At 67.2% G+C, this 24,104-nt stretch carries 22 protein-coding genes; 11 read left to right on the forward strand and 11 right to left on the reverse strand.

The genetic code is table 11. The features are described 5' to 3' along the window. Positions 1-125: 125 nt before the first annotated feature. From AB4059_RS07690 to AB4059_RS07705, 4 genes are read left to right on the forward strand one after another with little or no spacing between them, the layout of a single operon-like run. A complete protein-coding gene (locus AB4059_RS07690; RefSeq protein ID WP_498959348.1) occupies positions 126-779 on the forward strand; it encodes an energy transducer TonB family protein in 654 nt (217 codons plus the stop codon). Between the two features lie 50 nt (positions 780-829). Continuing rightward, entirely contained in the window at positions 830-1,600 is a 771-nt protein-coding gene (locus AB4059_RS07695; RefSeq protein ID WP_498959349.1) for a MotA/TolQ/ExbB proton channel family protein, read from the forward strand. A 27-nt stretch (positions 1,601-1,627) separates the two neighbouring features. Next, positions 1,628-2,050, forward strand: coding sequence for an ExbD/TolR family protein (locus tag AB4059_RS07700; protein ID WP_498959350.1), 423 nt, complete (start codon positions 1,628-1,630; stop codon positions 2,048-2,050). A gap of 20 nt (positions 2,051-2,070) precedes the next feature. After that, the gene (locus AB4059_RS07705) at positions 2,071-2,490 is read left to right on the forward strand and encodes an ExbD/TolR family protein (RefSeq protein WP_498978201.1); all 420 of its coding nucleotides are present in this window, start codon (positions 2,071-2,073) and stop codon (positions 2,488-2,490) included. Positions 2,491-2,576: 86 nt separating this feature from the next. On the opposite strand, the gene AB4059_RS07710 is transcribed toward AB4059_RS07705, so the two are convergent. The 3 genes from AB4059_RS07710 to cls are packed head-to-tail and all read right to left on the reverse strand — an operon-like array spanning position 2,577 to position 5,126. Further along, positions 2,577-3,335 (reverse strand): pyridoxine 5'-phosphate synthase, encoded by a 759-nt coding sequence (locus AB4059_RS07710; protein ID WP_498978203.1) that lies wholly within the window; start codon positions 3,333-3,335, stop codon positions 2,577-2,579. A 28-nt stretch (positions 3,336-3,363) separates the two neighbouring features. Beyond that, the gene (locus tag AB4059_RS07715) at positions 3,364-3,633 is read right to left on the reverse strand and encodes a hypothetical protein (RefSeq protein ID WP_498978205.1); all 270 of its coding nucleotides are present in this window, start codon (positions 3,631-3,633) and stop codon (positions 3,364-3,366) included. 59 nt (positions 3,634-3,692) lie between these two features. Beyond that, positions 3,693-5,126 (reverse strand): cardiolipin synthase, encoded by a 1,434-nt coding sequence (gene cls, locus AB4059_RS07720; RefSeq protein ID WP_498978207.1) that lies wholly within the window; start codon positions 5,124-5,126, stop codon positions 3,693-3,695. Between the two features lie 38 nt (positions 5,127-5,164). Here cls and AB4059_RS07725 point away from each other — a divergent pair, with 38 nt between their 5' ends. The 3 genes from AB4059_RS07725 to AB4059_RS07735 all read left to right on the forward strand — a co-directional run bounded on the left by AB4059_RS07725 (position 5,165) and on the right by AB4059_RS07735 (position 7,534). Then, the gene (locus tag AB4059_RS07725) at positions 5,165-6,298 is read left to right on the forward strand and encodes a PA0069 family radical SAM protein (RefSeq protein ID WP_498979035.1); all 1,134 of its coding nucleotides are present in this window, start codon (positions 5,165-5,167) and stop codon (positions 6,296-6,298) included. 79 nt (positions 6,299-6,377) lie between these two features. Next, positions 6,378-7,139: a sensor histidine kinase gene (locus AB4059_RS07730; protein WP_498978211.1), complete on the forward strand. Its 762-nt coding sequence runs from the start codon at positions 6,378-6,380 to the stop codon at positions 7,137-7,139. Beyond that, a complete protein-coding gene (locus AB4059_RS07735) occupies positions 7,136-7,534 on the forward strand; it encodes a response regulator (RefSeq protein ID WP_498978214.1) in 399 nt (132 codons plus the stop codon). Before AB4059_RS07730 ends, AB4059_RS07735 begins: the two co-directional genes overlap by 4 nt. 4 nt (positions 7,535-7,538) lie before the next feature. On the opposite strand, the gene AB4059_RS07740 is transcribed toward AB4059_RS07735, so the two are convergent. Genes AB4059_RS07740 through AB4059_RS07755 form a run of 4 tightly spaced genes read right to left on the reverse strand, consistent with a single transcriptional unit; the run spans position 7,539 to position 11,523 of the window. After that, complete coding sequence (locus AB4059_RS07740) at positions 7,539-8,582, reverse strand: class 1 fructose-bisphosphatase (RefSeq protein ID WP_498978216.1); 1,044 nt, start codon at positions 8,580-8,582, stop codon at positions 7,539-7,541. Between the two features lie 51 nt (positions 8,583-8,633). Next, positions 8,634-10,109: a glycosyltransferase family 39 protein gene (locus AB4059_RS07745; RefSeq protein WP_498978218.1), complete on the reverse strand. Its 1,476-nt coding sequence runs from the start codon at positions 10,107-10,109 to the stop codon at positions 8,634-8,636. Beyond that, positions 10,109-10,543, reverse strand: a complete 435-nt coding sequence (locus AB4059_RS07750; RefSeq protein WP_498978220.1) for a ketosteroid isomerase-related protein — start codon at positions 10,541-10,543, stop codon at positions 10,109-10,111. The genes AB4059_RS07745 and AB4059_RS07750 overlap by 1 nt, the downstream gene beginning before the upstream one ends. After that, positions 10,540-11,523, reverse strand: coding sequence for a threonine ammonia-lyase (locus tag AB4059_RS07755; RefSeq protein WP_498978222.1), 984 nt, complete (start codon positions 11,521-11,523; stop codon positions 10,540-10,542). The genes AB4059_RS07750 and AB4059_RS07755 overlap by 4 nt, the downstream gene beginning before the upstream one ends. 114 nt (positions 11,524-11,637) lie before the next feature. On the opposite strand from AB4059_RS07755, the gene AB4059_RS07760 reads away from it, so the two are divergent. The 4 genes from AB4059_RS07760 to AB4059_RS07775 all read left to right on the forward strand — a co-directional run bounded on the left by AB4059_RS07760 (position 11,638) and on the right by AB4059_RS07775 (position 18,669). Then, the gene (locus AB4059_RS07760; protein WP_498978224.1) at positions 11,638-12,288 is read left to right on the forward strand and encodes a hypothetical protein; all 651 of its coding nucleotides are present in this window, start codon (positions 11,638-11,640) and stop codon (positions 12,286-12,288) included. A gap of 439 nt (positions 12,289-12,727) precedes the next feature. Continuing rightward, positions 12,728-14,614, forward strand: a complete 1,887-nt coding sequence (mnmG, locus tag AB4059_RS07765) for a tRNA uridine-5-carboxymethylaminomethyl(34) synthesis enzyme MnmG (RefSeq protein WP_498979036.1) — start codon at positions 12,728-12,730, stop codon at positions 14,612-14,614. Positions 14,615-14,662: 48 nt separating this feature from the next. Further along, positions 14,663-15,976, forward strand: coding sequence for a hypothetical protein (locus AB4059_RS07770; protein ID WP_498978226.1), 1,314 nt, complete (start codon positions 14,663-14,665; stop codon positions 15,974-15,976). Positions 15,977-16,413: 437 nt separating this feature from the next. Then, on the forward strand, positions 16,414-18,669 hold the full coding sequence (locus tag AB4059_RS07775; RefSeq protein WP_498978227.1) for a M4 family metallopeptidase: 2,256 nt from the start codon (positions 16,414-16,416) through the stop codon (positions 18,667-18,669). A 95-nt stretch (positions 18,670-18,764) separates the two neighbouring features. Here the strand turns inward: AB4059_RS07775 and AB4059_RS07780 are convergent, their stop codons facing one another. The 4 genes from AB4059_RS07780 to AB4059_RS07795 form a co-directional block, all read right to left on the reverse strand. Then, positions 18,765-19,901, reverse strand: coding sequence for a CblD like pilus biogenesis initiator family protein (locus AB4059_RS07780; RefSeq protein WP_498978229.1), 1,137 nt, complete (start codon positions 19,899-19,901; stop codon positions 18,765-18,767). After that, positions 19,901-22,582 carry a TcfC E-set like domain-containing protein gene (locus AB4059_RS07785; RefSeq protein ID WP_498978231.1) on the reverse strand — a complete coding sequence of 894 codons (2,682 nt, stop codon included), beginning with the start codon at positions 22,580-22,582 and terminating at the stop codon, positions 19,901-19,903. Before AB4059_RS07785 ends, AB4059_RS07780 begins: the two co-directional genes overlap by 1 nt. A gap of 66 nt (positions 22,583-22,648) precedes the next feature. After that, on the reverse strand, positions 22,649-23,143 hold the full coding sequence (locus AB4059_RS07790) for a CS1 type fimbrial major subunit (RefSeq protein WP_498978233.1): 495 nt from the start codon (positions 23,141-23,143) through the stop codon (positions 22,649-22,651). 114 nt (positions 23,144-23,257) lie between these two features. Next, positions 23,258-24,001, reverse strand: a complete 744-nt coding sequence (locus AB4059_RS07795; protein WP_498978235.1) for a fimbrial protein — start codon at positions 23,999-24,001, stop codon at positions 23,258-23,260. Between the last annotated feature and the right edge of the window lie 103 nt (positions 24,002-24,104).

A 24,104-nucleotide genomic window follows, 5' to 3' on the forward strand; every position in this document is an offset into this window, starting at 1 on the left:
ATTGGTGTACCGCCGCGGAATTGATATATGCTTGGAAATTCCCGCGGCCGCTTCAGCTTCGTAAGCGGCCAGCATTGCAATCCGGCGCGAAAAAGGCGTCGGGCCCTGACCCCAGAGCCTCGCGCATGACGGAAACACTGCCGCATCCCGACAGCCACGCACGCCAGCCGTTGAACTGGCCGCGCATCGTCGGCATCTCTTTCGTGATCGCCCTGCATGTCGCGGCGCTGATGCTGCTGCTCATGCCGGTGGCGCCCCCGGGCGCCCAGGTGGAAGAAGAAGAAGTGACCCTGGTCAACTTCATCAAGCCGCCGCCGCCGCCCCCGCCGCCGCCGCCGCCGCCGCCGGAACCGCCGAAGCAGATCGTGCTCAAGCCGCAGACCGTGCCCAAGCCGAGCCCGCTCCCGCCGCCGCCGGAAGAACCGCCGGTCGTGTTCGACGAGCCCTCGCCGGTCGACGTCCAGGCGCCGCCGCCGGCACCGCCCGCGCCGCCCGTCGGCCCGCAGGGTCCGGCACGCGATCCCAACGACCTTCGTGCCAACGTCTGCTTCCAGCCTCCGCTGGGCCCGGTCGCCGCTGCCGTCGGTCGCGCGCGCATCACCGGCTCGATGAAGTTGCAGCTGACGTACGGTGCGGACGGTACGGTCAGCGATGTCCAGGTCGCACAGTCGAGCCGCGACCGCAACGTGGACCGTGCCGCGCAGAGCTGGGCGCGTCGCATCAAGATGTGTCCGGGCCAGCCGGGTTCGGGCATCTTGCCGATGGAACTCAAGCAGTAACTTTTTTCTTCCCTTAGTACTCCATTCTTTCCAGACAGAAGGTAAGCGTCATGCTGCAGGAAACCACCAACGCCGTTGCCGCGACCGGGAGCAACGCCGACGCGCTCAAGCAGATGGGCGTCGACCACCTGGCACGCGAAATGCTGAGCAACCCGGGCGACTACGTCGTCCAGCTCGTTGTCGCCACCACCCTGATCATCATGTCCGCGATGTCGTGGTACTGGATCGTGATCAACCTGATCAAGAACGTCCGCATCCGCGGCAGCGCCGACCGCGTCGTCTCCACGTTCTGGGAAACCCCGAACGCGCAGGACGCGATCCGCTTCATGGAAGAGCAGAACAAGGCCGAGCCGTTCTCCAAGATCGCGCTCGACGCCGCGCAGGCCGCCGCGCACCACCAGCGTCACGAAGGCTCGCGCCTGGTCGAGTCGCTGAACCGCTCGGAGTTCGTGGACCGTGCCCTGCGCCAGGGCGTGACCCGCGAATCCTCGCGCCTCGAGAACGGCCTGACCGTGCTCGCCACCGTCGGTTCGACCGCGCCGTTCGTCGGCCTGCTCGGTACCGTGTGGGGCATCTACGGCGCGCTGATCAAGATCGGTGCCACCGGCCAGGCGTCGATCGACGCGGTCGCCGGCCCGGTGGGTGAAGCGCTGATCATGACCGCCGTCGGTCTGTTCGTCGCCATCCCGGCGGTGCTCGCCTACAACTTCTTCGTGCGCCTCAACCGCGTCACGAACAGCAAGTTCGACACCTTCGCGCACGACCTGCACGACTTCTTCGCCACGGGTGCGCGCGTCGGCGAAATGCCGGCCAAGCGCTGATCAGTCGAATCTTGACGGAGTTCCCCCATGGCCTTCAGTTCCGGTAACGAAAGCGGCGGCCCGATGGCCGAGATCAACGTGACGCCGCTCGTCGACGTCATGTTGGTGCTGCTGATCATCTTCATGATCACGGCGCCGCTCATGTCCCACAAGGTGAAGGTGGAGCTGCCGAAGGCGAACCTCGACAAGATCGAAGAGCCCAAGTTGATCGTGCAGCCGATCACCATCACGGTGAGCGATGCCGGCAACCTGTACTGGAACGACCAGCCCATCACCAAGGACCAGATCGAGAGCCGTCTCTCGGTCGAAGCCCAGAAGACGCCGCAGCCGGCCATCAACGTGCGCGGCGATCGGACGACCAAGTACCGGATCGTCCAGCAGGTGGTGCAGGTCGCCCAGAACCAGGGCATGCGCAAGGTCGGCTTCGTGGCCGAGAAAGAACGGCCCTGAGCCTTTAGGAGAACAGAACCATGGCTTTCAGTTCCGGTGGCGGTAGCGGCCCGATGGCCGACATCAACGTCACGCCGCTCGTCGACGTGATGCTGGTGCTCCTCATCATCTTCATGGTGACGGCGCCGACGCTCTCCTATCCGATCGACATCGACCTTCCGCAGAAGTCGCTCAACCCGCCGCCGCAGACCAAGGAACCGCCGGAGCCGATCAAGCTCCGCATCGACGCCTCGGGCCAGGTCTACTGGAACGAGTCGCCGCAGCCGGTCTCGGCGCTCAAGGGCCTGATGCTCGTCGAAGTCAATCGCGATCCGACCAACCAGCCCCAGCTTGAAATCGACACGAGCCCGGACGCCGATTACGGCGTGCTGGCCAAGGTCCTCGCCAGCGCGAAGAACGCCGGCATGATCAAGATCGGTTTCGTGCAGCCGCAGGGCTGACGCAACACAGAATCAAGCACGACGCACTGTCTGTCGACGCCGCCTCCGGGCGGCGTCTTTTTTTGCGCGCGATTGTTTGGCCGCACTCAACCGCCGTGCGCGATCGCCTCGAGATAGCGCTTCACCGTCGCATCCAGCCCGCGATACAGCGCATCGCCGATCAGCGCATGGCCGATCGAGACTTCGAGCACCTGCGGCACGCCGCGCAGGAACGCCGGCAGGTTCGCTTCGTTCAAGTCATGGCCCGCGTTGACGCCGAGCCCCACCGCCTGCGCGCGCCGTGCCGTCTGTGCGCACAGCGCAATCGCCGCGCCCGCATCGCCCTGCGCGAACGCTTCGGCATATGGCCCGGTGTACAACTCGATGCGTTGCGCGCCGACCTCCGCGGCGCGCTCGACATCCGCGCATCCGGCGTCGACGAACAAACTCACGCGGCAGTCGAGCGCGTGCAACTCCGCGATGCGTTCGCGCAATTCGCCCAGGTCGCCGGAGAAGTCGAACCCATGGTCCGAGGTGATCTGCGCATCCGAATCCGGCACCAGCGTGGCCTGCGCCGGGCGCGTTTGCGCGCACAACGCGGCGAAGCCCGGATAGCCCGCGCGCGGCGGTGCGAACGGATTGCCTTCGAGATTGAATTCCACGCCACGCGAACGCGTCAGCACTGAAAGCGCGTAAACGTCTTCGGCACGAATGTGCCGCGCATCGGGCCGCGGATGCACCGTGATGCCATGCGCGCCCGCATCCAGGCAGGTACTGGCCGCCTGCACGACATCGGGTTCCGTGCCGCCGCGCGAATTGCGCAGCACCGCGATCTTGTTGACGTTGACGCTGAGGAAGGTGGCCATGCGCCCGCCTATCGCGCGATCTGCGCGGTCACGGCGCCGGCGGTTCGCCGGATTGCTGCTGTTGCGCGGCGAGCTTGCGCGCTTCGGCCTGCTCGCGCAGGCGGCGCAATTCGACCGGATCGATCATCGCCATCTCGTCGCGCGCACGTGCGCCGGCCCGCGCCGAATACAGCCCGAGCACCCATCCCAGGGAGAACAGCAACGCCAGCAACAGGCACACGGCCATCAACCACGCGAGCGTGGTGTGCAACGCGACCGCGAAGGCGGCGGCCGCCAACCCGAGCAACAACCAATGCATCGTCGACTCCCGCGTTCCTGGATCGTGCTTGCGCCGAAGTGTACGACGAACCCGGCGGGTCAAAGCAGCGGCGAAAGCAACCGCGCCACCGCCTCGGGCAGGCGCACCGTCCAGAGCGGTCGGGGCCGATCTTCGCGGACGCGCGGGGAGTGCGCCAGGTCGCCCTCGATCACCCGCTCCAGCTCGCCGGCCAGGCGGGCGTCGTGGCAGACCACGGCCACCTCGAAGTTCAGGCGGAAGCTCCGGTAGTCGAAGTTCGCGCTGCCGATGCTGACCAAGTGCCCATCGACCAGCAGCGCCTTGCTGTGCAGCATCCGCGGCCCGTACTCGTACACGCGCACGCCCGCGGCGAGCAGTTGGTCGAAGTAGGAGCGCGCCGCCAGCGTGACGATCATCGAATCGCTGACCCGCGGCACCAGCAACCGCACGTCCAGCCCGCCGAGCGCCGCCGAGGTCAACGCCATCAACGCCGCTTCGCCGGGCACGAAGTAGGGCGTGGTCAACCACACGCGCCGCTGGGCCGAATGGATCGCCGCGACGAACATGCGGTGGATGGCTTCCCAATCCGAATCCGGCCCCGACGCGATCGCCTGCACCGCATACGACCCGGGTTCCGATTCCTCGGGCGCGGGCGGCAACACCGGCGGATGCTCCGTCGCGTACGCCCAATCCTCGACGAACAACACCTGCAGCGAGCGCGCGATGCGGCCCTCGAGGCGCAGGTGCAGGTCGCGATACGCATCCGGCCGCAGCGTTTCGTCTTCCTCGTCGGTGACGTTGATGCCGCCGGTGTATGCGATGTGCCCGTCGATCACCGCGATCTTGCGGTGCGTGCGCAGGTTCAACCACGGGCGCCGCCAGATGCGTCCGAAGTGCATCGGATGGAACCACGCGACCAAGCCGCCGGCTTCAGCCAGCGGCGCGAAGAACTTGCGCGGCGTCTTCGACGATCCGACCGCATCGACCAGCAGGCGCACGCGCACGCCGGCGCGCGCGCGTTCGATCAATGCATCGCGCACCTTCGTCCCCGTGCGGTCGGGCAGGAAGATGTAGTACTCGATGTCGATCGAATCGCGGGCCTGCGCGATGTCGGCAAGCAGCGCGGTGTACTTCGCGTGCCCGTCGACGATCATGCGCACTTCGCGCGCGGTCGACGGCGGCAGGCCCGTGGTCGCCATGCCCAGGCGCGAGAGCTCGCGCGCGATCAGGTCGTCGGCCGCCGAGGGCGGCAGCATCGGCGCCTTGCTGCGCGCGCGGCGCAGGCGGTGCCGCGTGATCCGCTGCGGGCCGAAATAGTTGTAGACCAGAAAGCCGATGTACGGCAGCAAGGCCAGGCCGAGCAGCCAGCTGACCGTGGCCACCGGTTCGCGCTTCTGCAGCACGATCCAGCCCCCGAGGCCCACGAGGTAGACCACGTAGAGCACGGTCATGTAGATCCGGACATTGTGGATGTCCGACACGGCGTGCCAGGCGGCTTGCAAGGCCTCGATCATCGACTCTCCAGACCTTTGGATTCAGGTTCCGTAGCACCCTGTGCGACGCCGGAGCGTACCCTAGCGGGGTGGAAGACGCGCGCAAGGCAACGACACCGATCAAGGGCCGCGGCGCCGCCTCGCGCGTGACGGGGCGGTTCGAAAAGACCGTGCGCCAGGGCGAGGACGACGGCTGGGGTTCGGTCTACGACACCAGCCTGGATGGCACGGATGCGCCGACGCCGCACCCCGACACGCAGGTCACCGAAGAACGCGCGCGCACCATCCTCACGCGCAACCAGTCGCCCGACGTCGGCTTCAATCTCTCGCTCAATCCGTATCGCGGCTGCGAGCACGGGTGCGTCTATTGTTTCGCGCGCCCCTCGCACGCGTATCTCGACCTCTCGCCGGGCCTGGATTTCGAAACGCGCCTGTACGCGAAGACCAACGCCGTCGAGCGCCTGCGCGAAGAACTCGCCAAACCCGGCTACGTGCCCGAACCGCTGATGCTGGGCATCAACACCGATGCCTACCAACCCATCGAACGCCAATACCGCATCACGCGCGGGATCCTCGAGCTGCTCGCCGAGACGAAGCATCCGGTGAGCTTCGTGACCAAGGGTGGGTTGATCGAACGCGACGTCGACCTGCTCGCGCAGATGGCGAAAGACAATCTCGTCACCGCGCATTTCTCGATCACCACCCTCGACAACCGCCTGGCCGCGCGCATGGAGCCGCGCGCCACCGCGCCGCACGGAAAACTGCGCGCCATGCGCACGCTGGCCGATGCCGGCGTCCCGGTCGGCGTGATGGTCGCGCCGGTGATCCCGATGATCACCGACCACGAACTCGAACACATCCTCCAGGCGGCGAAGGACCACGGCGCCCGATCGGCCGGCTACACGCTCCTGCGCTTGCCGCATGAATTGAAAGACGTGTGGCGCGAATGGCTCGAACTGCACTATCCCGATCGCGCCAGGCACGTCATGAGCCTGATCCAGCAGATGCGCGGCGGCAAGGATTACGACAGCCGATTCGGCACGCGCATGCGCGGCGAAGGTCCCTTCGCGCAATTGTTGCAGCAGCGTTTCAGGAAGGCCCATTCGCGCCTGGGGTTCGGGGATCTGCCGGCATCGGACGCGAGCAAATTCACGCCGCCGCGCAAGCCTTCCCCGCAAGCCGAACTGTTCTGATCCATTTCGTGACGTGAAGGCGCGCAAGCCGCGGCCGGTTGCGTACACTGCAGCCAACGTCGCAGCAGGTTCCCCCGCCGTGCACGACATCGACGCTCTACAAGCGGAATACGCCGCGCTGCGCCAGGACCAGGGCGTGCTCGCGCTCGGCCTGTCGCACGAGATGCGCTCGCCGCTGCGCGCCATCGACAGCTTCGCCTACCTGCTCGAACAAGGCAGTGCACAGGCGCTCGACGACACCGGCCGCGACCACCTGCGGCGCATCCGCGAAGCGAGCGCCCGCATGGGCCGCCTGCTCGCGCGCTTGCAGACTTATCTCCAGGCGGGCAGCGCATCGCTGCACGACGCCGCGGTCGACCTGACGCTGCTCGCCGAGTGGTGCGTCGGCGAATTGCGCGATGCAGCGCCCGATCGCGAAGCGCAGGTCGTCATCGCCCCCGACATGCACGCGCGCGGCGACGAACGTCTGCTGAAAACCGCGATCGCCGAATTGCTGCACAACGCGTGGGTGCATGCGGACAAGGACCGCCCCGTGCGCATCGAAGTCGATGCGCAACACAATCCGCAAGGTACGACGCTACGCATCCGCGATCACGGTCTCGGCTTCGATCCTGCACTGGCGACGCGCCTGGGCGACCCCTTCCAGCGCCTGGCGCCCGACGTGCATCCCGAAGGCTGCGGGCTCGGCCTGGCCATCGCGCGTCGCATCGCGCAACGCCATGGCGGCACCGTGCGTGTCGAAGGCCGCATCGGCGAGGGAGCGACGGCGTATCTGTTTCTGCCGCACGACCTGCCGCATGACCTGCCGCACGATCAGCCACACGCCGCGGAGGCGCGATGACGCTCGCGCCGGTGCTGCTGATCGAAGACAACCTCGACGATGTCGAACTCACGCGCCTTGCGTTCATCGAAGCGGGCATCGCGCATCCGCTCGTCGTCGCGCGCGATGGCGCGCTGGCGCTCGACTGGCTCGATGCGCACCGCCAGGCGCTGCCGTCGCTGATCCTGCTCGACCTCAACCTGCCCAAGCTCGACGGCCGCGAAGTCGTGCAGGCGATCCGCGCCGACCCCGCGCTGCGCCACCTGCCGGTCGTCGCCCTGAGCAGCAGCGGCGAACCGAACGACATCGACGCCACCTACGCGTGCGGCGCCGACAGTTACCTGCAGAAGCCCGTCGACTTCGTGCGCTTCATCGACGACGTGCGCCGCCTGCGCACGCAGTGGCTCGAACGCTAGCGCCTTACGCGGCGGTCTTCGCCTTCGCGTCGTGCGAGAGGTGGTATTCGGTGGCCTTCGCCACTTCCTCGCGTGAGCCCAGGAACACCGGCACGCGCTGGTGCAATTCCGTCGGCACCAGGTCGAGGATGCGCGTGCGGCCGTTGGTCGCGGCGCCGCCGGCCTGCTCGATGAGATAGCTCATCGGATTGGCTTCGTACATCAGGCGCAGCTTGCCGACCTTCGTCGGGTCCTTCTTGTCCCACGGGTAGATGAAGATGCCGCCGCGGGTGAGGATGCGATGCACGTCGGCCACCATGCTCGCGATCCAGCGCATGTTGAAGTTCTTGCCGCGCGGGCCGGTCTCGCCCGCGAGCAGGTCGCGCACGTAGTCCTGCATCGGCGCTTCCCAGTGACGCTGGTTCGACATGTTGATCGCGAATTCCTTCGTCGCCGGCGGCACCGTCATGTCGCGCTGCGTGAGCACGAAAGAGCCCATTTCGCGATCCAGCGTGAAGGCGTGCGTGCCGTGGCCGATCGACAGCACGAGCATCGTGCTCGGCCCATAGATGCAATAACCGGCGGCGACCTGCGTGGTCCCCGGTTGCAGGAAGTGCGCATCTTCCGCGAGCGTCACGCCTTCAGGGCAGCGCAGCACCGAGAAGATCGTGCCGACCGACACGTTGACGTCGATGTTGCTGCTGCCGTCGAGGGGATCGAACAGCAGCAGGTAGTTGCCGCGCGGATAAACGTCGGGAATCGGCTGGCAGTGGTCCATCTCTTCCGACGCGCACGCGGCGAGATGGCCGCCCCACGCATTGGCTTCGAGCAACACGTCGTTGGCGATGACGTCGAGCTTCTTCTGCGCCTCGCCCTGGATGTTGCCGCTGCCCGCTTCACCGAGCACGCCACCGAGCGCGCCCTTGCCGACGGACACCGAGATCGACTTGCACGCGCGGGCGACGACTTCGATCAGCAGCCGCAGGTCGGCGTTGATGCGGCCGGCGCGCTCTTCCTCGATGAGGTGGCGCGTGAGGGAAATGGAGCCGTTCTTGTCGAAGTCGGACATGGCGGGGCGTCGTCGGGCGGCGGGAAGACGCCCATTGTCGCCCACCCGGCCTCAGCGGCGAACCACGCGGAAGAACATCCGGCCCTGCCAGGGCGTGCCCAGGGGCGTGGCCTCATAACCGGCCGCGCGGATGCGGGCCAGGACCTTGGGAAAGGTGCCGGCCTTGCAGATCCACAGCGCGCCCGACTCATGCTCGGCCAGTTCCTCTTCGAGCAACTCGTCGTAGACCCGGTCGAACTTCGATTGCGGCAGCGGATACAGCGAAATCTTCTCGATGTGCGTCGACAACCCGAGCTCCAGGTGCAGCCCGTAGCGCGTCATGTCCTCGACGAAGACCACCTCGGTGACCGGTTGGCCGGCCGCGCGCTGGCGGATCTGATCCGCCCATTCCGACGCGTCCTTGTGCGTGCGCCAGAAGCCCGCGCCGATCTGCATCGCGAGCACCAGCGCCACCCACGCGGCGATCCACGGCCAGCGCGGCAATGCGCGGCCTTCGCGATGCCGCTGCAGCCCGACCAGCAAGGCCAGCGGCGTGAACAGGGGAAGCAGGTACAGCGGCATCCGCGAGCGTGCCAGGCAGAACACGACCAGCGGCAGCGCGATCCACAACACGAGCAGCAACCACGGCGCGTCGGCGGCGCGCTGCGTTCCGCTGCGCCACCAGCCCCGCACGTCCGACGGCAGGCGCCTGGCCCAACGCAGCAATGCCGGCGTCCACGGCAAGGTGCCGAACAACAGCGTCGGCACGTACACGACGAGGAAACCGTACCACTCGCCATGGCGCGAGAAATCGTCGCTCGCCACGCGCGCGATCACTTCGCTGCCGAGGAAATGTTGCAGCAGCCCCGGATGTTGGCGCACGACCGCCAGATACCAGGGCAGCGCCACCAACGGGAACAACAACGCAGACCATCCGAACACGCGCGGGCGCTGCTTCCCGGGAAGCATCCAGTCGAACGCGACCACCGCGAGCAGCGGCAGCAAGGTCGGCGGCCCCTTCGTCAAAAACGCCAGCGCGAACCCGATCCAGATCGTCGCGATCCACCACCGCCGCCGCGTATCGCCGAAGCGCGCCTCCACGAACCCGTGCATCGCGATCGTCGAGAACGCGGTGAGGAGGTAGTCGGTGGTGATGTATTGCGATGCGCCGATCGTGAGCAGCATCGTTGCGTAGGCCAACGCCGCCGTCGCTTCGCTGCCCGGCGACAGGCGCCGCCCCATGCGCCACACCAGCCACACGCACAGCAGGTAGGCCAGCGCACCGGGAAGGCGCGCGGCCCAGGGATTCGTACCGAAGACGGCGACGCTCGAGGCGATCGCCCAATAGGTCATCGGCGGCTTGGTCCAATGCCCGATTTCTTCGTTGCGACGCGGGTTGAGCCAGTCGCCGCTGTCGAGCATGTTGAGCCCGACGTTCGTGTAACGGCCTTCATCCGGATCCCACGTGCCGCGATGCCCGAGGAACAGCAGCGACAGGCAGACGGCGATGATGGCGACCCACGTGGCGGGCTTTCGCAGGATGTCCATCAGGCCTGTGCGACTTGGGAAAACCATTCCTGCAGATTGTAGTGGTCGCTCACCCGGCAGATGCGACCCTCCCGGAATGCGAAGAACGCGGCACCGGGCATGCGGTATTTCTGATTTTGCGCCGGCGGCATGCCGATGTCGTCGGCGACGTATTCGCCATCGACGACGTATTCGGCCGCGCCATGCAGGCCGTCGGCCGAAGCCAGGAGCACGAAGTCGTGCAGCCGCTCGTGGTAGCAGAGCTCCATGCGCTGCAGGAATTCGCGGAACGCCGGCTTGCCCACTTCGCGCGGCCCCTGGTTGAGGTCGTGCACGACATCGTCGGTGAGCAGCGCGACGACGCCGTCGGGGTCCGGGCGGTTGAGCGCTTCGTAATAGGCGCGCAAGGTGGCGAGCGCGCGCGCCTGCGGTGTCGCCGGTTCGGCGCCGCTCACGCGCGGCCCTTCGCGAACAGCGTGGCGATGGCGTCGAGGTCGACGTTGCCGCCGGAAAGGATCGCGCCCACGCGCAGGCCGGCGAACCGTTCGCGATGACGCAGCAAGGCCGCGAGCACGGTCGCCGAGGAAGGCTCGATGACCTGCTTCATGCGCGAGAACAGCAGGCGCATCGCCTCGATCGTGTCGGCGTCGTCGACGACGAGCGTTTCCACGTCGTGCGCACGCAGCAGCTCGAAATTCGGTTCACCGAGCGTGCCGCGCAAGCCATCGCAAATCGTGTCGGGCACGAAGTCCGTCACGCGATGGCCCTGCGCGAGCGATGCGGCGGTTTCCGCCGCGCCCGCCGGCTCGGCGAGGAAAACGCGTGCGTGGGGCAGGGTCGCCGCGACGGCGAGCGCCGTACCCGACGCCAGGCCACCACCGCCGACCGGCACGATCACCGCATCGAGCGCGCCGTCGCATTGATTCATCAGTTCGAGTGCAGCGGTGCCCTGGCCGGCAATGACGCGCGCATCGGTATAGGGATGCACCAGTTGCGCGCCGGTGTCGCGTTGCAGTTGCGCGCACGCGGCTTCGCGCGCGGCGATGGTCGCCGCGCAGTGGTGCAGGGTTGCGCCGTAGGCTTCGATCGCGGCGAGCTTGGATTTCACCGCGCCCTCGGGCACGACGACGTGGCAGGCGATGCCGCGCGTGCGCGCCGCAAGCGCGAGCGCCGCACCGTGGTTGCCGGAAGAATGCGTGACCACGCCGCGCGCGGCCTGTTCGTCGGTCATCGACCACACCGCGTTGCACGCGCCGCGGAACTTGAACGCACCGGCGCGTTGCAGGTGTTCGGCCTTGAAGGCCACCGACGTGCCGACCAGCGCGTCGATGGCGCGGGAGCGGAGCACCGGAGTGGCGTGGGCGTGGGGCGCGATGCGCGCGGCGGCGGCGAGGACGTCGCCGAAGGCCGGCAGGAGTTGGACGGGTGGATTCATGCCGGCATGCTAAACGTTGCACTGACGGTTCAGGGAGTACAACGTGGAACCGGAAAGATTAAGCAGCAATTCAACGCCGCGGGCGGAATCTCGTGGCATCCACAGGGGATGACCATGTCCACGCAGCGATTGCTCCTGCTCGCCGCCGCCGTCCTACTCGGCGGTTGCGCGACGGGCTACACCTATCACCAGAACGGCGAAGGCGATTACTACTCCGGCGAGCCGTACACCGATTACCACTACGTGCCGTCGGCCGGCTGGTATGGCGGTTACCCCGGCGCGTATTACGGGCCATATCCGGGTTGGGGTGGCGGCTTCGGCTACTGGGGCGGTTATCCCGGCTACTACGGTGGGTATTACGGCGGCTACTACGGCGGTTATCGCGGTGGCGATCGCGGGCCGTACAGGCCGCACCATCCCCACAATCCGCCGCCGCCGCCGCCGAGCACGGGCGGTGGCGGTGAGCCCCGCGAATTGCGCAGCCACCGCCAGGTCGAATGGGCCGGACCGCGCGGCGGCAACCCGCCGGTGATGCCGCCGCGCGTGCATCGCAACGATGTCGTCGAAGAGGGCATGCCGGCCGCACCGGTTTCCCGCCCGATGCCCCTGCGCACGCCGCCGCCGTCACCGTCGCCGTCCCTGCGGCCGCCACCGCCGCCGCGACCGATGTCGCCGTCGCCCAGCCCGACGTTCACCCCGACGATCCGCCACGAGCGCGCCGCCGAACGAGCGCGCATTAAAAGTGGGTCGGGCGACACGCCTTGAGGTGTTGCGCTCGGCCGGACGGGGGCGCACAGTAGGCCGCGAGTGACGAGTTGCGTCGCTTTGCGACACAACTCGCGGCAGGCCCGACCATGTCGACGCCCCTCGGGGAACCCACGGATCCCCCCTGTTCCGCACCTCGCGGGGCGTCGGCCACCCTTGCAGATCGCCACCAGGCGATGCGCGGCCCCTAGCGGGCCCCAATCCCGGCAAATCGCGGACATAAAAAAGGGGCCGAACGTCCCCCGACATTCGGCCCCTGCGCTCCCCCGGCGTGTACTCGCCAGCCCCTGTTCCAATCCGGCAGCGCTTGGTGCGCCTGCCACCCCGGGTGCAGTGATAGATGTCGCAGGAAGCGTGCCAAGCATGCCTTCGCGTCATTCAGGTCCCCGAACGGCACGCAAGTAAAATGCGCAGCCTGTCCGCGACACCCTTGTCCACCATGTCCGATTTCTTCCGCCACGACGTCATCGTCATCGGCGGTGGCCACGCCGGCACCGAAGCCGCGCTCGCCGCCGCGCGCACGGGTGCGCGCACGTTGCTGCTCACGCACAACGTCGAAACCGTGGGCGCGATGAGTTGCAACCCGGCGATCGGCGGCATCGGCAAAGGCCACTTGGTCAAGGAAATCGACGCACTCGGCGGTGCGATGGCGCGCGCGGCCGATGCCGCGGGCATCCAGTGGCGCACGCTGAATGCGTCCAAGGGCCCGGCGGTGCGGGCGACGCGTTGCCAGGCCGATCGCGCACTGTATCGCGCCGCGATCCGCCGGATGGTCGAAGCGCAACCCAACCTGGTCGTGTTCCAGGCCGCGGTCGACGACCTGGTCATCGAAGGCGACACCGTGCGCGGTGCGATCACGCAGACCGGCCTGCGCTTCGAAGCGCCCGCTGTCGTGTTGACCGCGGGCACCTTCCTCGCCGGCAAGATCCACGTCGGCCAGACGCAATACGCCGCCGGCCGCGCCGGCGATCCGCCCGCGACAACGCTCGCCGCGCGCCTGCGCGAGCGTCCCTTCGTCGTCGATCGCCTGAAGACCGGCACGCCGCCGCGCATCGACGGCCGCACACTCGACTACAGCGTGATGGAAGAACAGCCCGGCGACGACCCGCGCCCGGTGATGTCCTTCATCGGCTCGCGCGAGGACCATCCGCGCCAGGTCTCGTGCTGGATCACGCACACCAGCGAACGCACGCACGAGATCATCCGCGGCGCGCTGGATCGCTCGCCGCTGTACACCGGCCAGATCGAAGGCATCGGCCCGCGCTATTGCCCGTCCATCGAAGACAAGGTGGTGCGCTTCGCCGAGAAGGCTTCGCACCAGATCTTCGTCGAACCCGAAGGGCTCGATGTCACCGAGATCTATCCCAACGGTATCTCGACGTCGCTGCCCTTCGACGTGCAGCTGCAACTCGTGCGTTCGATCCGCGGCTTCGAGCAGGCGCACATCACGCGTGCCGGTTACGCCATCGAATACGACTTCTTCGATCCGCGCGGCCTGAAAGCCTCGCTGGAAACCAAGGCCGTCGCTGGCCTGTTCTTCGCCGGCCAGATCAACGGCACCACCGGCTACGAAGAAGCCGCCGCGCAAGGCTTGCTCGCCGGCCTCAACGCCGCGCGCTTCGTGCAACAGCGCGATGCCTGGTCGCCGCGCCGCGACGAGGCCTATCTCGGCGTGCTCGTCGACGACCTGATCACGCACGGCACGAACGAGCCGTACCGCATGTTCACCTCGCGCGCCGAATACCGCCTGCAGCTGCGCGAAGACAACGCCGACCTGCGGCTGACGCCCATCGGGCGCGAACTGGGCCTGGTCGACGATGCGCGCTTCTCGCGCTTCGACGCCAAGCGCGAAGCGATCGCGAAGGAAGAAGATCGCCTGCGCGCCGCGTGGGCGTCGCCGAACAACGCGCTCGGCCGCGAACTCGAAGCAACGCTCGGCGTGGCACTCACGCGCGAGGCCAACGCGCTCGACCTGATGAAGCGCCCGGAACTGGACTACGCCAAGCTCATGCAATTGCCCGCGCTCGGCCCCGGCGTGGTGGATGCGAAGGTCGCCGAGCAGGTCGAGATCGGGGTGAAGTACGCCGGCTACCTCGACCGCCAGCGCGACGAGATCGCGCGCCAGCAGCGTCACGAAACCACGGCGATCCCGGCCGCCTTCGACTACGCGGCCGTGCGCGGGCTGTCGGCCGAAGTGCAGCAGAAGCTCGCGCGCGTGCGACCGGAAACCATCGGCCAGGCCCAGCGCATCCCGGGCATGACGCCGGCGGCGATTTCGCTGCTGCTCGTGCACCTGGCGCGGTCGCGCGGCACGCGCGTGGCCTGACACAACCGGCACACGCGCACGTGCGCGCGGCGGGAGTACGCTCCGCGCATGAACACGACCCCCCGCCTGCTCTCCCTCGCACTGATCGCCGCGCTTGCGGCCTGTTCGCGTTCGCCCGCGCCCGAAGCAAAGACGCCCGCGACGGCCACCGACGCGAACGCCCAATCCGCACTGATCGTCAACCAATGGGCATTGCCGACGCCCGACGGCGCCGCGCAACCGGATCTCTCCGTCGGTCCCGACGGCCGCCTGCTCCTCAGCTGGATTCGCAGGCAGGGCGATCGCAACGCCCTCCAATACGCCGCGTATCTCGGCGACGACAGCTGGGAATCGGCGCCGAAGACCATCGCCGTCGGCCGCACGCTCACCGCGAACTGGGCGAACACGCCGCACATCCTGATGACCGAGGATCGCGCGCTGTGGGCGCACTGGCTGCAGACGCCCGCCGATGGAAAATCGCCGCACGCCTCCGACATCGTGCTCTCGCGTTCGCCCGACAACGGCGTGCATTGGGCGCCGCCGGTGGCGGTCAACGACGATGCGACCGGTACCGAACACGGCTTCGTCTCGATGTGGGCCGCAGACCAGGACGCGATCGGCATCGCCTGGCTCGACGGTCGCAGGACCGCAGGCGCGACGCACACGCACGACGCCAACATGCCGGCGCACGACCACGACGAAGGCGCGGCAGGCGAGATGACCGTCCGCGGCGCGCGTTTCGACGGTGGGCTCCAGCGGAGCAACGACGCCGAGATCGACGCCTCGACCTGCGATTGCTGCGGCACCGACGCGGTGCTGACCGACACCGGCCCGCTGCTGGTCTACCGCGATCGCACGAAGGACGAAATCCGCGACATCTCCGCCACGCATCTGCGCGTCGGCAAGTGGGATGCGCCCAAGCCCGTGTTTGCCGACGGTTGGAAGATGTCGGGTTGCCCGCTCAACGGCCCGTCCGTGGGCGCGTGGGGCCCCGCGGTCGCGGTCGCCTGGTACACCGCGCCCAACGACAAGCCGGTGTTGCGCCTGGCGCGCAGCAAGGACAGTGGCAACACCTTCGATGCGCCGATCGACGTGGACCAGGGCGCGACCCTGCAGGGCCGCGTGGACGTGGCGAAGGACGGCGATTCGACCTGGCTGGTCTGGCTCCGCGAAGACGCGAAAGGCCAGACCGTGCAGCTCGCGCGCTATCCCAACCAGGGCGGCGCGCCGGAAAAGACCGAGCTCGCCATCCTCACCGGACGCGGTCGCGGAACCGGCTTCCCCAAGATCGCCGTGCGCAACGGCGTGGCCTTCGTCGTGTGGACCGACATCGTCGACGGCCGCCCGCATCTGGCCGGCGCGAAGGTCGCACCACGCGGTTGAGCCCTCTGCAGCCGCGCGCAAGAAAAGTGTGATCCGCGCCCCACAGTGACACTTTTTGCGCATAGCCCTGCTGCAGCGCACAAACAGGCGCGTGGAGGCCACGTGAAGCCGCAAGCGGCGCTATTGCGCCGCAGCGTGCAAAAAACCCTGCAAAAAGCGCGGCATAGCGCCGCCCTACTGCCGCGTTGCGGAAAGCTTCCGTTCAGGTAGGCCTGATCCCGAAACCGTTTTCGTTTTGACGTACCCGCCGCACGCCCCTAGCGTCCGACGACCGCTCTGCGCACAACAAACAAAAGCGACGGGTGGTGGTCCGAGCGACGCATGTCCACTGCAGGGGTGGACAAACGACAGGGGCCGGATTGCAACAACTGCAAGGAACGCAGGCCGCGGGAGCCATCGCGGTCATTAATTCAATCCACTTTCGGGGGTACCACTTCGTGAATCGCAATCACCGCCTGGCAGCACTCGCGGCTGCCACCACCCTCGCGCTCACCGCGCAGGGTGCGATCGCTGCACAACGCACCGACCTGCATCGCCTCAACGTCACCCAGGTCAACGCGCAGAACAAGCTCGTCTCCGCTCGCGCGGGCATCGCTCTGCAGGCGCGCGAGCGCCATGCCGAAATGCTCAACATGGACGCCAACTCGAACCTGCGCGAGTTGCGCACGAGCATCGACAAGGACGGCACCCGCCACACGCGCTACCAGCAGACCTTCCGCGGCATCCCCGTGTGGGGCGAGCACGTGGTGGTCAGCGAAGGCAAGGACGGTAACGTCCGCAACATCTTCGGCCGCATGGTCAACGGCCTGGCCGGTGAACTGCCCGCCGTGGCCGCCAAGCTCACGCCGGCCAACGCCCTGGCGCTCGGCAAGAGCGCGGGCCTCGGTAATCGCCTCGGCTTCATGCGCATCGAGAACGCCAAGTCCGAGCTGTCGATCTTCGTCGACGACAACGACCGCGCGCACCTGGCCTACGTCGTGTCGTACTTCGCCGACACCGCCGGCGGTGGTTCGCCGACGCGCCCGTTCGTCATCGTCGATGCGAACAGCGGCCGCGTGCTGAAGCAGTGGGACGGCCTGACGCATGCGCTCGTGGGCACGGGCCCCGGCGGCAACGCCAAGACCGGCCAGTACGAATACACCGGCACCACCGGCCTGCATCCGTACCTCGACGTCGCGCAGAGCGGCACGACGTGCACGATGAACAACGCCAACGTCAAGTCGGTGAACCTCAACGGCAGCACCGGCGCCAGCACGACGGCGTACACCTACACCTGCCCGCGCAACACCTACAAGACCATCAACGGTGCGTACTCGCCGATCAACGACGCCCACTTCTTCGGCGGCGTGATCCAGAACATGTACAACACCTACACCGGCACCAACGCGCTGACGTTCCAGCTGATCATGCGCGTGCACTACGGCACCAACTACGAGAACGCCTTCTGGAACGGCTCGTACATGTCCTTCGGCGACGGCGCCAGCACGTTCTATCCGCTGGTCAACGCCGACGTCTCGGGCCACGAGGTCTCGCACGGTTACACCGAGCAGCATTCCAACCTGACCTACTCCGGCCAGTCCGGCGGCATGAACGAAGCCTTCTCCGACATGGGCGGCGAAGCGACCGAGTACTTCTGGAAGGGCACGAACGACTTCGACGTCGGCCGTGAAATCTTCAAGTCGCCCACCGGTGCGCTGCGTTACATGTGCAACCCGCCGGCCGACGGTGGCTCGATCGACAACGCCTCGCAGTACACCTCGGGCCTGGACGTGCATTACAGCTCCGGCGTGTACAACAAGGCCTTCTGCACCCTGGCCAAGACGACGGGTTGGGACACGGTGAAGGCGTTCAAGACCTTCGCGCGCGCCAACGCCCTGTACTGGACCCCGAGCAGCACCTTCAACTCGGGCGCGTGCGGCGTCGAAACCGCGGCGCAGGACCTGGGCTACAACAAGGCCGACGTCACCGCGGCGTTCACCGTCGTGGGCGTCTCGTGCTCGGGCGGCGGCGGTGGCGGCGGTACGCCGACGCCGATGACCAAGGGCGTGGCGATCACCGGCATCGGTGCGAGCACCGGGACCGACAAGGTCTACACCCTGGTCGTTCCGGCCGGTGCGTCGAACCTGACGTTCACCAGCTCGGGCGGCACGGGCGATGCGGACATGTACGTCAACCTCGGCTCCACGCCGACGGACACCACGTACCTGTGCCGTCCGTACAAGTCGGGCAACGCCGAAACCTGCACGTTCGCCGCGCCCACGGCGGGCACGTACTACGTGCGCCTGAAGGCCTACGCGACGTTCTCGGGCGTCACGCTGCTCGGTGACTACTCGACCGGTGGCGGTGGTTCGACGCAGACCTACGCCAACGACACGGACTTCGCGATCCTCGACAACACGACGATCAACAGCCCGGTCGCGGTTTCCGGTCGCAGCGGCAACGCACCGTCCAACGCGCAGGTCGCCGTCAACATCACGCACACCTACCGGGGCGACCTGAAGGTGGACCTGGTGGCGCCGGATGGCAGCGTCTATGTGCTGAGCAATCGTTCCGGCGGCAGCGCCGACAACATCATCCAGACCTTCACCGTGAACCTCGCGACCGAAGCGCTGAACGGCACGTGGAACCTCCGCGTGAACGACAACGCCGCGGGCGACACCGGCACGCTGAACTCCTGGAGCGTGACGTTCTGATCGAACGCACGTAACCACTCCGCGATCTTCCCCAAGGGGATCGCCTGGACCCCGGTCGGCAACGACCGGGGTTGTTTATTGGCGCGAGCGCAGCGTCACGGTGCGGTCGTGGAAGCGGAGAACTCCACGCGCAGCACGCCGCTGTAGTGGCCGGCGCGTTTGTCGGCGCTGGTGAATTCCGGCGTGCGCAAGGTCAGGGGCCATGGGGTGCAGATCACAGGCACCGGAATGTTTGGGAGAAACACCTGGCGACGCTCGGCGTCGGGGATGTTGGCGAACACGCGATCCTGCCCGGATTGATACTGCGTCGAGCCAAATGGCCGCGTCATCGAGCGCACTTCGTATTCGATGCGGTTCTGACCAGCCGCACCCTGCGGCGAAGGGTGTCGCACGAAGAAGCGACCGGCCTCGTCGGCGCCCGTCGATGACGGATCGATCATGCGGACTGTGTAGCGGTTGCTGTTGGCATTGAAGCCGTCATAGAGGCAAGCGTCCACCGTACGCTCGCCGGAAGTGCGCGCGCCGCCGACGGAGGGCAGGGATCGGAGATTCAGATCGACGCGCGGTGTTGCCGATCCGAACTCGGGCAGGAACACCTGCATGTTCTGGTTGTCGGTGACATTGATGGTGATCGCGGCGGTGAAGTTGGCAATCTGCGCGCCTTCCCAGTGGGTGAGGCGCAAGTGGAGATTGGCTTTCCACACACCACCAGTCGGCAGACGTGCAAGTTCAGCCGGCGTTACGTAGGCCGTTATTCGTCTCTCGTCGTTCCTGGTATTAACCAGGTAGCTGGGCCACCGGCAGAAGTAGGAGACCGCAGCGTGGATGCGGCCTCGGTTGTTTTCGGACGCGCAATTCTCGAACCAATACCTGAGGGTGAAGGCCTCGACATTGAGTACGAAAGACATCCCCGATTGCGCTTCGGTGAAGCGCAAAGGAATCGTCGAAGTGCCGTCGTTGCTTGATAGCGAAGGGTTCGTAGGGCAGGCGCCTTGGTCCGGGTTGGAGGCGGACCAACATGTCCAAGAGTTCCGTCCCCACTTGATGGGATCTCCAGGATCGCGGCCACCCGTAGCCCCTAGCCAGAAATTGAGATTCGACCCGCCTGCGGACCCGCGCGTCATGCTCCTGGAGACCGCGACGTGGTTGTCCGCAGGCACGATGACCTGGGCTGACGCCGAGGCCGCGCAACCAACGGCGATGAGCAACAACGCAAGCAAGCAACGACGCATCACGGTTCCCCTTTCTCGATGTTCGCCTGCAAATTCGCCACGCGGCGCAACGCCCACCGCTTGAACCGCTCACCGTCGCGCAATTCGACCGGCAACTCGTCGACATTGCCCACGCGACACTGCGTCGTTCCCAGGCGCTGCACGGCGGCGGTCGCGTCGGGTGTCGCGACTTCGCAGACATGCAGTTGCAGCGGATCGAGCGCGAAGATGCGTTCGGGGTGGCCATCGAATTCCGCGATGAAACTGCCGTCCTCGCCCGTCTGGCCAGTCGGCGACTCCAGCAGCAGGACATGCGACAGCGGTTCGGCGCGCTCGTCGACCAGGCGGCCGACGTAGGTCATCGTCAACGTGGCTTCGATCGATTGCACGCCGAGCTTGCCCGGCGTCAGGAACCAGTCGCGGCGGCCCGCGCCGGAGACGATCGTGCCGAGGCTGTGTCGCGAGCCATCGCCGTCCGCGATATGCGTGCGTGCGACGGCATAACCTTCCATCGGCAACAACATCGAATCGCCGAAGCCAAGCTGCACGTCGCCCGCCGATGCGCCCGCCACCTTCGCCGCGATGCTGCCTTCGGGATAACGGCGCGCGGAATCGTTGACGCGCACGACGACGGCGGCGCCCGGTGTTCCGCCCGGCGCACCTGCGCCGAGGAACAGGCCATCGCGCGAGACGGCGATCGACCCGGTGTGGTTCGCGGTCCACGCGACGTTGGATCCGGTTTGCGTGTCGTAATGGAACGCCGATGCACCGGCGGTGCCGTAGCGCCCATCGATGCGGCCGTCGACGCCGGCTTCCCAGCGCGAGTCCGTGTCGGCCGCGGCCGAGACGGTCAACTCGCGTCGCGAAGCGCCGTCCCAACGATGCGTCTGAGACGCGCGCAACTGTGCACCGTCGTCGCCCTTGCGTGCGGACTGCGCGTCCACCGACGCCGACTGATGCACGGACGCACGCGTGGCTTGCGGCGCATTGCGATGGCGCGAGAACGTCAGCGATGCATGCACGCCGTCGTCGGTGGCACCGCTGGCTTCGCGGCGGTACGCACCCATGCGTAAGGAAATGAAACCGCCCTGTACCGAGAACGCGCGCGAGAACGTCGCATCGAAGCCCTCGTTACGCTGGCGGTTCATGCCCGAATCCAGGAGCGGCGATTGCGGGTCGTGCCACGGCGCATCGAACTGATCGGCGCCGCCGTAGGTGTAGCCGGCCGTCAGCGCGCCGCCGCCGAGCGGCACCGACACCGTCGAGGTCAAGGAGGACTGGCAGCCACGCGGCGCGGGCCAGTCTTCCACCACGCGGCAGTCTTTCGCGCGCATCGCCTGGCGATACAGATTCCACGCGACCGTGCGCCCGACGCTCAATTGCTGCAGGTCGCCGCGCGTACCGTCGCTGCCGATCAGGGCGCCGGCGGACACCGTCCACGCACCGAGGCCTGTCGCCACGCGCCAATCCAGGCGCGTCTCGTTGTACGCGCGCCCGGAATTGAACACCGTCGTCGCATTGCTCAGGCTCGCGCCACGCATCGTGGGCAGGCGCACACCGAACTGCCCGACATCGCGCGACTTCGAATCGCCGGGGACGTCAACGACGCGACCGCCCTGCGCGAACCACTGCCACTGATCGGAACCGAGACCTTCACCGCCCGTGCGGCTGAACGCAACCGTTTCGCTGCGCGTCTCGCGGCCGTTCTCGATCACGCGCAGGGTGACCGGATAACTGCCGACGGGAAAGGTACGCGTGTCGATCGCCTGCATGCCCGCGTCGAGGTAGGACGTCGAGAGCAACTGCGACCCGCGGAACGCATCCACGCGCGCGCGCTGGGACAACACGATCGAGACCGGCGTGCCTTGCCCGGCTTGTTCCTGGTCGATCCACGCCAGCGTGGTGCCCGCGCGCACGCCGTCGATGCGGCCCAGGGGCATCAACGCAAGCTGGAAGCTGCCGCCCAGGGGGCTGGCGAGCCCGTGCATGTCCATGCGACCGGCCTGCACGTAGTGCGACCGATCGAAGTCGTGGCGGTAATACGCATCGTCGAACGCGAAGCGGCTTTCGCTCGCGTCTTCGCGGCGGTTGTGCGCGTACTGCCACTCGAAACCGATATGTCCGCGCTGGCCCATGCCCAGCGCACCAATGCCGTTCGCGCTGAAAGCGCGGTAGTCGGCGTTGTCCGAATAATTGAACCCGTGCCGATGCACGAGTGCGTTCACGGCGGGCGTCGGCGCCACCCAGCGCGAGCGACGCGCCGATGCGCTCGGCAGCCAGGCCGGATTCGCGAAGAGTTCCACCACGCCCTTCGATTCATCGAAGATGGCGGCGACCTGTTCGGTCGCGATATACCCGCATTGCGTCTCGACGACGGCCGCATCGCCGCAGGCCAGATGTCGGTTCGCGGGCATCTGCGTGTTCAGCGCAACGAGCAGCGATTCGGCGGACGCCGTGACGCCGGCGTCGACCATGTTCTGCGCCAAACGCGACGCATCTTCGAAGTGCAGGCTGTCGGGCCGCACCAGCACCGGATGCAGGCCGAGCGACGTGCCCGCGATGCGCACTTCGAGGCGTTCGACCTGGCCGTCGACCAGGCTCTCGAAACCGGCCGGCACGTCCGAATGCGTCAGCATGCCCGCCGTTGCTTGGTCGGCGAGGCAGGTCGAGATCGCGAGTGAGAGCAGGAGGCGACGAGGCACGGGCGACTTCCGATTGGGAATGAAGTGACGCGGGGCACGCGATGCGTGCCCCGTCGTCGATGCGCATTACGGGTTCGGCGTGACCACGACGCCGACGACGCCCTGGTACGTGCCCGCGTGCGTGATCGCACCCGGCGTCGCCTGCGAGATGCGCAGCATCTGCGCGACCGAACCGGCGGTGATGTCGCCACCCGGGAACAGGTTGGCTTCGGTCAGCACGATGGCCGTGGTGGTCACCGCGGTGCCGCCGAACGTCACGGCCAGCGGAATCGCCGGCGCGGCGGCGTTGGTGTTGTTGATCAGCGACGGCGCGGCGGCCAGGCGGACCGACATGTCGCTGGCGGCGTTGGTGAAGATGCGGGTGTTGACCTCGGTCGCCTGCAGGCCGTTGCCCGGCAGGTAGGCCATCGTCATGCTGGTCGGCAGCGGCGTGCCGTCGGCCTGCAGCAGTTCCACCGCCGGGTCGACGCTGGCGACGACCGTGATGTCCTTCTGCACGGCGGCGGCGGAGAACGAAACGAGGGCCAGCGCGAGGGCCGGCACGAGCTTGATGAGCTTCATGCGTTGATTTCCTTGATTGCTTGAGTGGAGCCCGAGGACACGCTGCATGCGGCCGGTTCGGGAAACTTCGGGCGGATGCCCGACGGGTTTGCGGCGCGCGATGCGCACCGCGTGTCAGGGCTGAAGCGCGAGCAGCTTTGGCGTTTCGTCCTGACTGGTCTGGTAGCGCAGGACCAGATGGCCCGCGCCCTGGATATCCGGCATCTCGATGCCGTGTGTGGGATAGACGCTGCGGTTGACATCGACCCAGCGACAGTTGCGTTCGCTGTCGACAGTGGGGCAGCGACCGATCTTCAATGCGCCGATGCGCAGCGTCCCGGTGTTCTGCATCCGCTTGCCATCGTCGACCAAGCGCGCGGCGATGCGACCGTTGTCGGGCAACACGCGAACCAGTGCGCCCCAGACTAGGTTGACGCCGAGTTTCGTCGACACGTCGGCGGTATTGGCTTCTTCGAGCGTGCTGTCGGACGGTGCATCGACCGGCTCGAAATAGACGCGATACGCCTTCTCTTCCTGCGGCGCGACCGGCGCGATGAGGCGGACGGTCCGCGTGGAGGCCGGCGCCAGGACCAGGCGCTGCGGCGACACGACGAGCGCATCGTCGGCCGACAGCGTGTTCTCGCGTTCATCGCGCGTCGCCGGCGCGACGATCTCCGCGACGCGAACTTTCACGTATTGCACCTGATCGCTCTTCGAATGCAATTCGATCTGGCCGATGCCTTCGTGCTCGGGCCCGATGTGCGTCGTCATCGGATAAACGATGACGTTGGCCGAGGCGAACGCACTCCAGACGAGGAGTGTCGAGGCGACGATTGCCTGCCCGCAGCGCAGACGTTGTTGGAAGAACCTGGGCGACATGGGAATGGTGGTCCGGGAAAGCGTCGCGCACTATCCGGCACCGCCCCGAGCCGCATAATGAGACGTTAACGCGCCGAGATTCGGACGCGTCCTTCCCTCAGGC

The sequence above is a fragment of the Lysobacter sp. 2RAF19 genome (genome assembly GCF_052115395.1).
GTDB lineage: Bacteria > Pseudomonadota > Gammaproteobacteria > Xanthomonadales > Xanthomonadaceae > Noviluteimonas.